Annotated in this window: 12 protein-coding genes and 1 pseudogene; 10 read left to right on the top strand and 3 right to left on the bottom strand. The window is 67.5% G+C overall.

Features of this window, described 5'->3' with window-relative positions; translation table 11 throughout:
- Positions 1-43: 43 nt before the first annotated feature.
- Genes proC through ACFJI0_RS20385 form a run of 3 tightly spaced genes read right to left on the bottom strand, consistent with a single transcriptional unit; the run spans position 44 to position 3199 of the window.
- Positions 44-874, bottom strand: coding sequence for a pyrroline-5-carboxylate reductase (gene proC / locus ACFJI0_RS20395; RefSeq protein ID WP_382322115.1), 831 nt, complete (start codon positions 872-874; stop codon positions 44-46).
- 22 nt (positions 875-896) lie between these two features.
- Complete coding sequence (gene glpK / locus ACFJI0_RS20390; RefSeq protein WP_382322114.1) at positions 897-2390, bottom strand: glycerol kinase GlpK; 1494 nt, start codon at positions 2388-2390, stop codon at positions 897-899.
- 26 nt (positions 2391-2416) lie between these two features.
- Entirely contained in the window at positions 2417-3199 is a 783-nt protein-coding gene (locus ACFJI0_RS20385) for a DeoR/GlpR family DNA-binding transcription regulator (protein WP_382153716.1), read from the bottom strand.
- A 165-nt stretch (positions 3200-3364) separates the two neighbouring features.
- On the opposite strand from ACFJI0_RS20385, the gene ACFJI0_RS20380 reads away from it, so the two are divergent.
- The 10 genes and pseudogenes from ACFJI0_RS20380 (at position 3365) to rplE (ending at position 12435) form a co-directional block, all read left to right on the top strand.
- The gene (locus ACFJI0_RS20380; protein WP_382322113.1) at positions 3365-4441 is read left to right on the top strand and encodes an ABC transporter ATP-binding protein; all 1077 of its coding nucleotides are present in this window, start codon (positions 3365-3367) and stop codon (positions 4439-4441) included.
- A complete protein-coding gene (locus tag ACFJI0_RS20375) occupies positions 4441-5517 on the top strand; it encodes an ABC transporter ATP-binding protein (protein ID WP_382322112.1) in 1077 nt (358 codons plus the stop codon). Before ACFJI0_RS20380 ends, ACFJI0_RS20375 begins: the two co-directional genes overlap by 1 nt.
- Positions 5514-6407, top strand: a complete 894-nt coding sequence (locus tag ACFJI0_RS20370) for a carbohydrate ABC transporter permease (RefSeq protein WP_382153722.1) — start codon at positions 5514-5516, stop codon at positions 6405-6407. Before ACFJI0_RS20375 ends, ACFJI0_RS20370 begins: the two co-directional genes overlap by 4 nt.
- Positions 6400-7212 carry a carbohydrate ABC transporter permease gene (locus ACFJI0_RS20365; RefSeq protein ID WP_382322111.1) on the top strand — a complete coding sequence of 271 codons (813 nt, stop codon included), beginning with the start codon at positions 6400-6402 and terminating at the stop codon, positions 7210-7212. Before ACFJI0_RS20370 ends, ACFJI0_RS20365 begins: the two co-directional genes overlap by 8 nt.
- A gap of 11 nt (positions 7213-7223) precedes the next feature.
- Complete coding sequence (locus tag ACFJI0_RS20360; protein ID WP_382322110.1) at positions 7224-7532, top strand: DUF2160 domain-containing protein; 309 nt, start codon at positions 7224-7226, stop codon at positions 7530-7532.
- A 92-nt stretch (positions 7533-7624) separates the two neighbouring features.
- A pseudogene (locus ACFJI0_RS20355) lies at positions 7625-9359 on the top strand (ABC transporter substrate-binding protein).
- A gap of 68 nt (positions 9360-9427) precedes the next feature.
- Positions 9428-11044, top strand: a complete 1617-nt coding sequence (locus ACFJI0_RS20350; protein ID WP_382322109.1) for an FAD-dependent oxidoreductase — start codon at positions 9428-9430, stop codon at positions 11042-11044.
- 150 nt (positions 11045-11194) lie between these two features.
- Positions 11195-11563: a 50S ribosomal protein L14 gene (gene rplN, locus ACFJI0_RS20345; protein WP_009514936.1), complete on the top strand. Its 369-nt coding sequence runs from the start codon at positions 11195-11197 to the stop codon at positions 11561-11563.
- A gap of 9 nt (positions 11564-11572) precedes the next feature.
- Complete coding sequence (gene rplX / locus ACFJI0_RS20340; protein WP_066267894.1) at positions 11573-11893, top strand: 50S ribosomal protein L24; 321 nt, start codon at positions 11573-11575, stop codon at positions 11891-11893.
- 2 nt (positions 11894-11895) lie between these two features.
- Complete coding sequence (gene rplE, locus ACFJI0_RS20335) at positions 11896-12435, top strand: 50S ribosomal protein L5 (protein ID WP_297396180.1); 540 nt, start codon at positions 11896-11898, stop codon at positions 12433-12435.
- Positions 12436-12437: the final 2 nt, after the last annotated feature.

Genomic DNA, 12437 nt, shown 5'->3' with positions numbered 1-12437 from the left:
GAGTGCGCCGCGTCCGCGAGCAGCGAGAGAAACAACGTAGCGTTTACTTCCCGAACTCGCGACCAAGCTCCTCGGCGCGTGTCTGTGCCGCGAACAGCGCCTCCTCGAACTTCGTCTTCACGCCGGCGGCATCCAGAGACGTGAGCGCGGCGTAGGTCGTGCCCCCCTTCGACGTCACGCGCTCGCGCAGCGTCTGCGGCGGGTCGTCCGAGCGCTGGGCCAGCGTGGCCGCGCCGACGAAGGTGCCCACCGCGAGCTGGTAGGCCACCTCGGGCGGCAGGCCCATGCGGGCACCCGCGTCGCGCATGGCTTCGAGGAAATAGAACACGTAGGCCGGACCCGAGCCCGAGAGCGCGGTCACGGCGTCCAGCTGGGCCTCCTCGGCCACCCACACCAGGTCGCCAGTGGTCTTCACCACGGCCTCCACCAGCGCGCGGTCGGCGTCGCTGGCGCCCGCGCGGGCGAACAGGCCGGTCATGCCCAGACCGACCAGGGCCGGGGTGTTGGGCATGGCGCGCACGATGCGCTGCGTCTGCAACCAGCCGGCCATGCTCTCGCTGGTGATGCCGGCGGCCACGCTCAGGTGCAACGCCTCCTTCAGGTGCGGCGCGCTGGCCAGCGCGGCTTCCTTGAAGGTCTGCGGCTTCACGGCCCAGACCACCAGGCCCGAGGGCTGGAGCGCGGGGCCGGCCGCCGGCAGCACGCTGACGCCGGGAAACTGCTGCGCCAGCTTCGCGCGCTGTTCGTCCCAAGGCTCGACGATCTGCAAGGCGCTGGCGGGATGGCCCTGGCGGACCAGGCCGCCGACGATGGCGCTGGCAATGTTGCCGCCGCCGATGAAGGTGATGGTGGGGTGGGTGGAGGTGTTGCTCATCGCGCCATTGTCGCGCGTCGCATCAGGGCGCGACGGTCTGGCGCACGGCGTGTTCCCACTGCGCCATCTTCTCGGCCGCGCGCTCGCGCGAGAGCGTGGGGTGGAAGGTGCGTTCGGCGCGCCATTGTTTCGAGAGTTCGTCCAGCCCACCGTAGATGCCGCTGTGCAGGCCGGCCAGGTAGGCCGCGCCGAGCGCGGTGGTTTCGATCACCGCCGGCCGCACCACCGGAATGCCTAGCAGGTCGGCCTGGATCTGCATCAGCAAATTGTTCGCGCAGGCGCCTCCGTCCACGCGCAGTTCGCTCACCGGCACACCGCCGGCGGCCAGCGCGTCGCGGCTCATGGCGTCGAGCAGGGCCGCGCTCTGGAAGGCGATGCTCTCCAGCGCGGCGCGCGCGATGTGGGCCATGGTGGTGCCGCGCGTGAGGCCGGTGATGCTGCCGCGCGCCTCGGGTTGCCAGTAGGGCGCGCCCAGGCCGGTGAAGGCGGGCACCAGCACCACGCCGCCCGCGTCGGGCACGCTCTCGGCGAGCGACTGCACTTCGCTGCTGGAGGGGATCGCCTTCAGGCCGTCGCGCAGCCACTGCACCACGGCGCCGCCGATGAACACGCTGCCCTCCAGCGCGTACTGCTGTGGCCCGGGTGGTTGGGCGGTGGCGGTGGTGATGAGACCGTTCTCGCTGACCTGGAAACGTTCGCCGGTGTGCATCAGCATGAAGCAGCCGGTGCCGTAGGTGTTCTTGGCGATGCCGGCGGTGAAGCAGGCCTGGCCGAAGAGCGCGCTCTGCTGGTCGCCGGCCACGCCGCCGATCTCCAGCGGCGCGCCCAGCCACTCGGCCTTCATGCGGCCGAAGTGCGCGCTGGAGGGCAGGGCCTCGGGCATCAGGCGCTTCGGGATGTCGAGCAGGGCCAGCAGCTCGTCGTCCCACTCGCGCGTATGCACGTTGAAGAGCATGGTGCGCGAGGCATTGCTCACGTCGGTCACGTGGCGTTCGCCGCCGGTGAGCTGCCAGATCAGCCAGCTGTCCACGGTGCCGAAGGCGAGCTCGCCGCGCTCGGCCTGCTCGCGCGCCCCGGGCACGTGGTCCAGGATCCACTTGAGCTTGGTGCCGGAGAAGTAGGCGTCGATGCGCAGGCCGGTCTTCTGCAGCACGGTGTCGCTCGCGCCGCGCTCGCGCAATTCGGCGCAGGTGTTCTCGGCGCGACGGTCCTGCCAGACGATGGCGTTGTACACCGGCTCGCCGGTCTGGCGGTTCCACACCAGTGTGGTCTCGCGCTGGTTGGTGATGCCCACGGCCTGGATCTGGTCGGCGCGCAGCTTCGCCTGCTTCAAGGCCTCGCGCGCGGTCTCCAGCTGCGTCTGCCAGAGGTCGCGCGGGTCGTGCTCCACCCAGCCCGGCTGCGGGTAGATCTGGCGGAACTCGCGCTGCGCCATGGTGACCACGCGGCCCTGGCGGTCGAACACGATGCTGCGCGAGCTGGAGGTGCCCTGGTCGAGGGCGAGCAGGTAGGTCATGGCGTCTTCCGGGAGAACAGTGTTGGTCAGGCGTTGTCGGTGCCGATGCCGGCGCGCACGCACTCGACGTTGGCCTGGGCGAGCAGCTCGTCGAACGGTGGCGGCGGCGCCACGTCGGTGAAGACCACGTCGATGTCGTCCAGCCGCGCGAGCTCGACCATGGCGGGGCGGTTGAACTTGCTGTGGTCGGCGGCCAGCCAGACCTCGCGCGACTGCTCGACGATGGCGCGCGCCACCTTCACTTCGCGGTAGTCGAAGTCGCGCAGCGTGCCGTCGGCCTCGATGCCGCTGATGCCGATCAAGCCGATGTCGACCCGGAACTGGCGCATGAAGTCCACCGTGGCCTCGCCCACGATGCCCTGATCGGCGCCGCGCACCAGGCCGCCGGCCACGATCACCTCGCAGTCGGGGTTGGTGCTCATGAGCGAGGCGATGTGCAGGTTGTTGGTGATCACGCGCAACCCCCGGTGGTGCTGCAGCTCGCGCGCCACGGCCTCGATGGTGGTGCCGATGTTCATGATCAGCGAGCAGCCGTTGGGCACGCGCCGGGCCACGGCGCGGGCGATGCGCGTCTTGGCGTCCGCCTGCATGGCCTGGCGCTGGCGGTAGGCGATGTTCTCGGTGGTCGAACCCGGTTGCCGCACCCCGCCGTGAAAACGCGACAGCAGGCCGGCCTCGGCCAGGCGCTGCACGTCGCGGCGCACGGTCTGCAGCGTGACGCCGAAGCGCTCGGCCAGGGCTTCGATGGTCTGGGGACCGTGGGCGCGCACTTCGTCGAGCAGCTGGGTGTGGCGGGGGTTGAGGTTCATCGGGGCGGGCGGTCGTGGGTGAAAAGGCCACCCGAACATAACGGAATTCTTTTGGGCCCTCCTCAGGGTAAGTACCGAATAAAAAGGAACATAAACGAACAACATAATCGGCAAAACGAATCGCCACCTGCTTTCGGGTGTGCGCTTTTTCACACTGGGACTCGAATGCAGCTGTCACTGGAGCACGTGGGCAAGACCGTCGGGCCAACGGCCCACCTCTATCCCCTGAGCCTGAACCTGGCCCCGCGGGAGGTGACGGTGTTGCTGGGCGCGACCCAGGCCGGCAAGACCAGCCTGATGCGCGTGATGGCCGGGCTGGACACGGCCACCATCGGCCGGGTGCTGGCCGACGGGGTGGACGTGACGCGGGTGCCGGTGCGCCAGCGCAACGTGGCCATGGTCTACCAGCAGTTCGTCAACTACCCCTCCATGACAGTGGCGCAGAACATCGCCTCGCCCATGCGCCTGCGCGGCGAGCGCGGCGTGGACCAGCGCGTGCGCGAGCTGGCCGCGCGCCTGCACATCGAACCCTTCCTCGACCGCCTGCCGGCCGAGCTCTCGGGCGGCCAGCAGCAGCGCGTGGCGCTGGCGCGGGCCCTGGCGAAGCAGGCGCCGCTGATGCTGTTCGACGAACCCCTGGTGAACCTGGACTACAAGCTGCGCGAGGAACTGCGCGAGGAGCTCACCCACCTGTTCGCCACCAGCGACTCCACCGTGGTCTACGCCACCACCGAGCCGGGCGAGGCCCTGCTGCTCGGGGGCCACACGGCGGTGATGGACGCGGGTGAGCTGCTGCAGTACGGCCCCACGGCCGAGGTGTTTCATGCGCCCAGGAGCATTCGCGTGGCGCGCGCCTTCAGCGACCCGCCGATGAACCTGATGGCCGCCGAGGCGGTCGCGGGCGGTGTGCGCGTGGCCGGTGGCGAGGTCTGGCCCCTGGCCTTGCCGGCCGACGCGCCCGCGCGGCTCACGCTCGGCCTGCGCGCCGGTGGCCTGCGGGTGGTGCAGCGGCCCGGCGACGTGGCGGTGCCCGGGCGCGTGGAGCTGGCCGAGATCGCGGGGTCGGACACGTTTGTGCACGTGCACACGGCCGTGGGCGAGCTGGTGGCCCAGCTCACCGGCGTGCATGACTGCCCGCTGGGCGATCCCATCACGCTGTACCTGCGGCCCGATCAGCTGTTCGTCTTCGATGCCGAGGGCCCGCTGGTGCAGGCCCCGGCGCGCGCGGGGAGGGCGGGCTGATGGCACGCATCGAACTCGACCTGGCGCACGCCTACCGGCCCCATCCCAAGGCGGACGAGGATTACGCGCTGCTGCCGCTGCAGATGACTTTCGAGGACGGCGGCGCCTACGCGCTGCTCGGCCCCTCCGGTTGTGGCAAGACCACCATGCTCAACATCATCTCGGGCCTGCTCGCGCCGTCGCAAGGCACGGTGCGCTTCAACGGCGTGGACGTGACGCGCCAGAGCCCGCAGCAACGCAACATCGCCCAGGTGTTCCAGTTCCCGGTGATCTACGACACCATGACCGTGGCGCAGAACCTCGCGTTCCCCTTGCGCAACCGCAAGGTGCCCGAGCCCGAGATCAAAGACCGCGTGGGCCGCATCGCGGAGATGCTGGAGATGAGCCACCAACTCGACCAGCGCGCGGCCGGCCTGTCCGCCGACCAGAAGCAGAAGATCTCGCTGGGCCGGGGCCTGGTGCGCTCGGACGTGTCGGCCGTGCTGTTCGACGAGCCGTTGACCGTGATCGACCCGCACCTGAAATGGCAGCTGCGGCGCAAGCTCAAGCAGATCCATCACGAACTCAAGCTCACGCTGATCTACGTGACGCACGACCAGGTGGAGGCGCTGACCTTCGCCGACGAGGTGGTGGTGATGACGCGCGGTCGGGCGGTGCAGGTGGGCGCGGCGGCGGCGCTGTTCGAGCGGCCGGCGCACACCTTCGTGGGCCACTTCATCGGCTCGCCCGGCATGAACTTCCTGCCCGCGACCAGCGTGCGCGGCGGTGTGGTGGTGCTGGAGCACCCGCTGGCGCTCACCAACGGCCAGGTGCTGCCCGAAGGGCCGGTCAAGCTTGGCATCCGCCCCGAGTACCTGGCGATCGGCCAAGCGGGCGAGCCCGACACGCTGCCCGCGACGGTGACGCGCGTGCAGGACATCGGCACCTACGTGATGGTGACCTGCGAGGCGGGCGAACACCGCCTCAAGTGCCGGCTGGCGCCCGAAGCCAGCGCGCCCGGGGTGGGCGAGACCGTGCACCTGCGCGTGCTCGGGCGGCATACCTGCTTTTACAAGGACGAGGTGCTGGTGGCATGAGCAATACAACCAAACCCGTGAACCAGAAGGCCTGGTGGCTGGTGCTGCCGGTGATCCTCTGCGTGGCCTTCTCGGCCGTGCTGCCGCTGATGACGGTGGTGAACTACTCGGTGCAGGACGTGCTTTCGCCCGACCGCCGCGTGTTCGTGGGCACCGAATGGTTCGCCGCCGTGATGCGCGATGAAGAGCTGCACCTGGCGCTGTGGCGGCAGATCCAGTTCTCGCTGGCGGTGCTGCTGGTGGAGATCCCGCTGGGCATCGCGCTGGCGCTGTCCATGCCGGCGCAGGGCTGGAAGTCCTCGGCCGTGCTGGTGCTGGTGGCGCTGTCGCTGCTGATCCCGTGGAACGTGGTCGGCACCATCTGGCAGATCTTCGGCCGCGCCGACATCGGCCTCATGGGCTACTTCCTGCAGTGGGCCGGCATGGACTACAGCTACACCGGCAACCCGGTGCACGCCTGGTGGACGGTGCTGATCATGGACGTGTGGCACTGGACACCGCTGGTCGCGCTGCTGGCCTTCGCGGGCCTGCGCAGCATCCCCGACGCCTACTACCAGGCCGCCAGCATCGACGGCGCGAGCAAGTGGGCCGTGTTCCGCTACATCCAGCTGCCCAAGATGCGCGGCGTGCTGATGATCGCGGTGCTGCTGCGCTTCATGGACAGCTTCATGATCTACACCGAGCCCTTCGTGCTCACCGGCGGCGGCCCCGGCAACGCCACCACCTTCCTCTCGCAGTACCTCACCACCAAGGCGGTCGGCCAGTTCGACCTCGGCCCGGCGGCGGCGTTCTCGCTGATCTATTTCCTCATCATCCTGCTGTTCTGCTTCGTGCTCTACAACTGGATGCAGAGCCTGGGCACGTCGGAGAAGGAGCAGGGTCATGGATAAGCGCCGTTTCAGGAAGAGGACGCTCTTCCTCATCGCCTACCTGGTCTTCGCGCTCCTGCCCATCTACTGGATGGTCAACATGAGCTTCAAGACCAACCAGGAAATCCTCTCGTCCTTCACCCTGTGGCCGGCCGAGTTCACCTGGGCCAACTACCGGACCATCTTCACCGACCCGTCCTGGTACTCGGGCTACATCAACAGCCTGATCTACGTCGGCATCAACACCGTGATCTCGCTCACCGTGGCGCTGCCGGCGGCCTACGCGTTCTCGCGCTACCGCTTCCTGGGCGACAAGCACGTGTTCTTCTGGCTGCTCACCAACCGCATGACGCCGCCGGCCGTGTTCCTGCTGCCCTTCTTCCAGCTCTACACCACGCTGGGCCTGATGGACACGCACATCGCCGTGGCCATGGCGCACCTGCTGTTCAACGTGCCGCTGGCGGTGTGGATCCTGGAAGGCTTCATGAGCGGCATCCCGCGCGAGATCGACGAGACGGCCTACATCGACGGCTACAGCTTCCCGCGCTTCTTCTTCACCATCTTCCTGCCGCTGATCAAGGCCGGCGTGGGGGTGGCGGCGTTCTTCTGCTTCATGTTCAGCTGGGTCGAGCTGCTGCTGGCGCGCACGCTCACCAGCGTGAACGCCAAGCCCATCGTGGCGACGATGACGCGCACCGTGAGCGCCAGCGGCATGGACTGGGCCACGCTGGCCGCGGCCGGCGTGCTCACCATCGTGCCGGGCGCCATCGTCATCTGGTTTGTGCGGCACTACATCGCGAAGGGCTTCGCGATGGGCCGCGTCTGAGGAGCTTCACCATGTTTCAGTGGATGGTCTGGACCACACCCGTGGCCGTGTTCTTCACCTGCATCGCGCTCATGCTCGCCGGCATGACGCTGTGGGAAGTCAAGGCGCCCACCGTCGAGCGCAAGGGCTTCCTGCCCATGGTCACCTCGCGCGGCGACCGCCTGTTCATCGGCCTGCTCGGCGCGGCCTACATCAACCTGGCCTTCATCGGCCTGGCGGGCTGGTTCGCCCAGTGGTTCTCGCTGGAGCAGGAGCCCAGCATCTGGATCGCCTTCGTGCTCTCCATGGGCTGGCTGCTGCTGGTGATGCGCAAGGGCTGAGCGAGCCGGTTTTCTTTGTGGATTCGGCCCAATGCTTCCCCGGGGCCGAGATCTCTCACACACCGGGGAAGCACACCGCTAGAGGAGACGACATGAAATTGCGACACACCACCCTGGCCCTGGCCGCGTTGCTGGCCGATGGGTGCCTTGCCCGCGTGGGCCGACGAGGCCGCCGCCAAGAAGTGGATCGACAGCGAGTTCCAGCCCTCCACCCTCACCAAGGCCCAGCAGGCGGCCGAGATGAAGTGGTTCATCGACGCGGCCGCCAAGCTCAAGGCCAAAGGCGTGAAAGAGATTTCGGTGGTGTCCGAGACCATCACCACGCACGAGTACGAGAGCAAGACGCTGGCCAAGGCCTTCGCCGAGATCACCGGCATCACCGTCAAGCACGACCTGATCCAGGAAGGCGACGTGGTCGAGAAGCTGCAGACCTCCATGCAGTCGGGCAAATCGATCTACGACGGCTGGATCAGCGACTCCGACCTGATCGGCACGCACTACCGCTACGGCAAGATGATGAACCTGACCGACTACATGGCCGGCAAGGGCAAGGAGTACACCAACCCCGGCCTGGACATCAAGGACTTCATCGGCACCAGCTTCACCACCGCGCCCGACAAGAAGCTCTACCAGCTGCCCGACCAGCAGTTCGCCAACCTCTACTGGTTCCGCGCCGACCTGTTCGCGCGCCAGGACCTGAAGGACAAGTTCAAGGCCAAGTACGGCTACGACCTGGGTGTGCCGCTGAACTGGAGCGCCTACGAAGACATCGCCGAGTTCTTCACCAACGACGTCAAGACCATCGACGGCAAGCCGATCTACGGCCACATGGACTACGGCAAGAAGGACCCGTCGCTGGGCTGGCGCTTCACCGACGCCTGGCTGTCCATGGCCGGCACCGCCGACATCGGCATCCCCAACGGCAAGCCGGTGGACGAATGGGGCATCCGCGCCTCGGCCGATGGCTGCAACCCGCAGGGCGCGAGCGTCTCGCGCGGTGGCGCCACCAACTCGCCGGCCGCTGTTTACGCCCTCACCAAGTACATCGACTGGATGAAGAAGTACGCGCCCAAGGAAGCCACCGGCATGACCTTCGGCGAAGCCGGGCCGGTGCCCGCGCAGGGCCAGATCGCGCAACAGATCTTCTGGTACACCGCCTTCACCGCCGACATGACCAAGCCCGGCCTGCCGGTGGTGAATGCCGACGGCACGCCCAAGTGGCGCATGGCGCCCGGCCCGAACGGCCCCTACTGGAAGCAGGGCATGCAGAACGGCTACCAGGACGTGGGCTCCTGGTCGTTCTTCAACGGCCACGACGAGAACAAGACCGCGGCGGCCTGGCTGTACGCGCAGTTCGTGACCGCCAAGACCACCTCGCTGAAGAAGACCATCGTGGGCCTGACCCCGATCCGCGAGAGCGACATCCAGAGCAAGGCCATGACCGACCTCGCGCCCAAGCTGGGCGGCCTGGTCGAGTTCTACCGCAGCCCGGCCCGCGTGGCCTGGACGCCCACCGGCACCAACGTGCCCGACTACCCCAAGCTCGCGCAGCTCTGGTGGCAGAACGTGGCCCAGGCCGTGACCGGCGAGAAGACGCCCCAGGCCGCGATGGACAACCTGGCCGAGCAGATGGACCAGGTCATGAGCCGCCTGGAGCGCGCCGGCATGGAGCGCTGCGCGCCCAAGCTCAACCCCAAGGGCGATCCCAACAAGTACCTGAGCGACAAGGCCGCGCCCTGGAAGAAGCTGGCCAATGAAAAGCCCAAGGGAGAGACCATCGCCTACGACCAGCTGCTCAACGCATGGAAGAATGGCAAGGTCCGCTGATGTGATGCATCGGCTTTTGTAGCAACCGTCCTCCGTGCCGCCTGGTGCGGAGGACCATTCACTCTCCCATGAAACGCGCAGAACTGCTTGAATCGCTGTCCCGCCATGGCGTGTACGACCTGGCCGTGATCGGTGGCGGGGCCACGGGCCTGGGGGTGGCGCTCGATGCGGCGCTGCGCGGTTTCTCCGTGGTGCTGCTGGAGTCGCACGACTTCGCGGGTGGCACCTCCTCGCGATCCACCAAGCTGCTGCACGGTGGTGTGCGTTACCTCGCGCAGGGCAACCTGGCCCTGGTGCGCGAAGCCCTGGCCGAGCGCGCCACGGTGCTGCGCATCGCGCCGCACCTGGCGCAGCCGTTGCCCTTTGTCATGCCGTCCTACCGCTGGTGGCAGACGCCTTTTTACGGCCTCGGCCTCAAGCTGTACGACCTGCTGGCCGGCGGCGCGGGCCTGGGGCGCACCGAATTCCTCAACCGGGAACAGGCGCTGCAGGCCCTGCCTGGCGTCAAGCCCAGCGGCCTGCGGGGTGGCGTGAAGTACTGGGACGGCCAGTTCGACGACGCCCGTCTGGCGCTCGCGCTGGCGCGCAGCGCCGAAGCCGCGGGCGCCCGTGTGCTGAACTACGCCGAGGTCACGGCGGTGCGCCAGGTCCAGGGCGCCGATCAGCCGATGTCGGTGCTGGACGTGACCGACCGGCGCGGCGGTGCCACTTTCCCGTTGCAGGCCCGCTGCGTGGTCAACGCCACGGGTGTCTGGGTCGACGCTCTGCGTGACCGCACCCAGCCGGCGGTGAACCAGGGCGGGGCGCCCTCGCACATGGTCAGTCCCAGCCAGGGCGTGCATGTGGTGGTGGACCGCGACTTCCTGCCCGGCGGCCACGCCCTGCTGGTGCCCAAGACCCGCGATGGCCGGGTGCTGTTCGCCGTGCCCTGGCTGGGCAAGCTGGTGCTGGGCACGACCGACACCCCCCGCCGCGACCTGCCGCGCGAACCGGACGCCTTCGCCGAAGAACTGGAATTCATCCTCAGCGAAGCCAGCCAGGCGCTGAGCCGGCCGGTGCGCCGCGCGGACATCCGAAGCCTCTGGGTCGGCCTGCGGCCCCTGGTGGCGGCGCCCGAGGCGGCCGCGGGCGGCACCAAGGTGTTGTCGCGCGAACACACCATCGTGGTGGATGCCAATGGCCTGGTCACCGTCACCGGCGGCAAATGGACCACCTACCGCGCCATGGCCGAGGACGTGCTGGAGCGCTGCTTCGCCAGCCGCCTGCTGCCGCACCGCGCCGGTGGTCAGAGCGCCGGCCACGTGCTGCTGGGCGCCGGGGCCACCGCCAGCCCGGTCACGCCGCTGTATGCGCCACCCGGTCTTCACTTATATGGGACCGAAGCCCCGCAGGTGGGGGCCTGCCCGGGGCAGGCGAACCTGCTGGGTGCCGGATTGACCGAGGCCATGGTGCGCTATGCCGCCCGCTTCGAGTACGCCCAGACCGTGGAGGATGTGCTGGCCCGGCGCTGGCGCGTCCTGTTCCTGGATGCCGCCGAGGCCGCCCGCCTGGCGCCCGCCGTGGCGGCGATCCTGGCCGAAGAGCTGTCCGGCGACCCGGAACTGGCGGCTTTCCAGGCCCTGTGCGCCCGGTATCTGCCGGTTTCTGCATCCCCAGTTGACGCGCCGGCCGCATCCATGCCATAATTCGCGGCTTCGCTTGAAAAGGCGAAGAGCTATCTGCCCACCGAAGGGGGTGAGCCGGGTGCAATGCCCGGCAAGCCTTCAACGACGGGCCCAAGACTGATCACTCCCGGCCGTGGTGGCTGGGGGGATTCAAGTTGGGACTTAAATCAAATGATTCAAACGCAATCTCGACTCGATGTTGCTGACAACACGGGCGCGAAGTCCGTGATGTGCATCAAGGTGCTCGGCGGCTCCAAGCGTCGTTACGCCAGTGTGGGCGACGTCATCAAAGTCAGCATCAAGGAAGCAGCGCCCCGTGGCCGCGTCAAAAAAGGCGAGGTTTACAACGCTGTGGTGGTCCGCACCGCCAAGGGCATCCGTCGTCAGGACGGCGCCCTGATCAAATTCGACGGCAACGCAGCAGTGTTGCTCAACGCCAAGCTGGAGCCCATCGGCACCCGCATCTTCGGACCGGTCACGCGCGAACTGCGCACCGAGAAGTTCATGAAGATCGTGTCGCTGGCGCCCGAGGTTCTCTGAGGACTCATCATGAACAAGATTCGTAGTGGCGATGAAGTCATCGTGATTGCCGGTCGCGACAAGGGCAAGCGCGGCAAGGTGCTGCAGCGCAGCGACGACAGCCGCCTGGTTGTCGAAGGCGTGAACCTCGTCAAGAAGCATGCCAAGCCGAACCCCATGAAGGGCATCACCGGCGGCATCATCGAAAAGACCATGCCCATCCACCAGTCCAACGTCGCCATCTTCAATGGCGCCACCGGCAAGGCGGATCGCGTGGGCATCAAGCTCCTGGCCGACGGCAAGAAAGTGCGCGTCTTCAAGTCCAGCGGCGAAGAAATCAAGGTGGCATGACCATGGCACGTTTGCAAGAAGTTTTCCGCGACACCATCGCCCCGGACCTCATGAAGAAGTTCGGCTACAAGTCGACGATGGAAGTGCCGCGCATCACCAAGATCACGCTCAACATGGGTGTGAGCGAGGCCGTGGCCGACAAGAAGGTCATGGACAACGCCGTCGGCGACCTGACCAAGATCGCTGGCCAGAAGCCGGTCGTGACCAAGGCCCGCAAGGCCATCGCGGGTTTCAAGATCCGTGAACAGCAGGCCATTGGCTGCATGGTCACCCTGCGTGGCGCGCGCATGTACGAATTCCTGGACCGTTTCGTCACCGTGGCGCTGCCCCGCGTGCGCGACTTCCGTGGCATCTCCGGCCGTTCGTTCGACGGCCGCGGCAACTACAACGTCGGCGTCAAGGAACAGATCATTTTCCCTGAGATCGAGTACGACAAGGTCGATGCCTTGCGCGGTCTCAACATCAGCATCACGACGACCGCCAAGAACGACGAAGAGTGCAAGGCTCTTCTGGCCGGTTTCCGTTTCCCGTTCAAGAACTGAGG

It is taken from the genome of Hydrogenophaga sp. UC242_53, assembly GCF_042696965.1.
GTDB lineage: Bacteria > Pseudomonadota > Gammaproteobacteria > Burkholderiales > Burkholderiaceae_C > Hydrogenophaga.
This window is presented reverse-complemented; position numbering and strand designations above follow the sequence as displayed.

What these genes read in the sequence shown, in the direction of transcription:
- proC (WP_382322115.1), bottom strand. Translation starts at nt 874, where the DNA reads ATGAGCAACACCTCCACCCACCCCACCATCACCTTCATCGGCGGCGGC.
- glpK (WP_382322114.1), bottom strand. Translation starts at nt 2,390, where the DNA reads ATGACCTACCTGCTCGCCCTCGACCAGGGCACCTCCAGCTCGCGCAGC.
- ACFJI0_RS20385 (WP_382153716.1), bottom strand. Translation starts at nt 3,199, where the DNA reads ATGAACCTCAACCCCCGCCACACCCAGCTGCTCGACGAAGTGCGCGCC.
- ACFJI0_RS20380 (WP_382322113.1), top strand. Translation starts at nt 3,365, where the DNA reads ATGCAGCTGTCACTGGAGCACGTGGGCAAGACCGTCGGGCCAACGGCC.
- ACFJI0_RS20375 (WP_382322112.1), top strand. Translation starts at nt 4,441, where the DNA reads ATGGCACGCATCGAACTCGACCTGGCGCACGCCTACCGGCCCCATCCC.
- ACFJI0_RS20370 (WP_382153722.1), top strand. Translation starts at nt 5,514, where the DNA reads ATGAGCAATACAACCAAACCCGTGAACCAGAAGGCCTGGTGGCTGGTG.
- ACFJI0_RS20365 (WP_382322111.1), top strand. Translation starts at nt 6,400, where the DNA reads ATGGATAAGCGCCGTTTCAGGAAGAGGACGCTCTTCCTCATCGCCTAC.
- ACFJI0_RS20360 (WP_382322110.1), top strand. Translation starts at nt 7,224, where the DNA reads ATGTTTCAGTGGATGGTCTGGACCACACCCGTGGCCGTGTTCTTCACC.
- ACFJI0_RS20350 (WP_382322109.1), top strand. Translation starts at nt 9,428, where the DNA reads ATGAAACGCGCAGAACTGCTTGAATCGCTGTCCCGCCATGGCGTGTAC.
- rplN (WP_009514936.1), top strand. Translation starts at nt 11,195, where the DNA reads ATGATTCAAACGCAATCTCGACTCGATGTTGCTGACAACACGGGCGCG.
- rplX (WP_066267894.1), top strand. Translation starts at nt 11,573, where the DNA reads ATGAACAAGATTCGTAGTGGCGATGAAGTCATCGTGATTGCCGGTCGC.
- rplE (WP_297396180.1), top strand. Translation starts at nt 11,896, where the DNA reads ATGGCACGTTTGCAAGAAGTTTTCCGCGACACCATCGCCCCGGACCTC.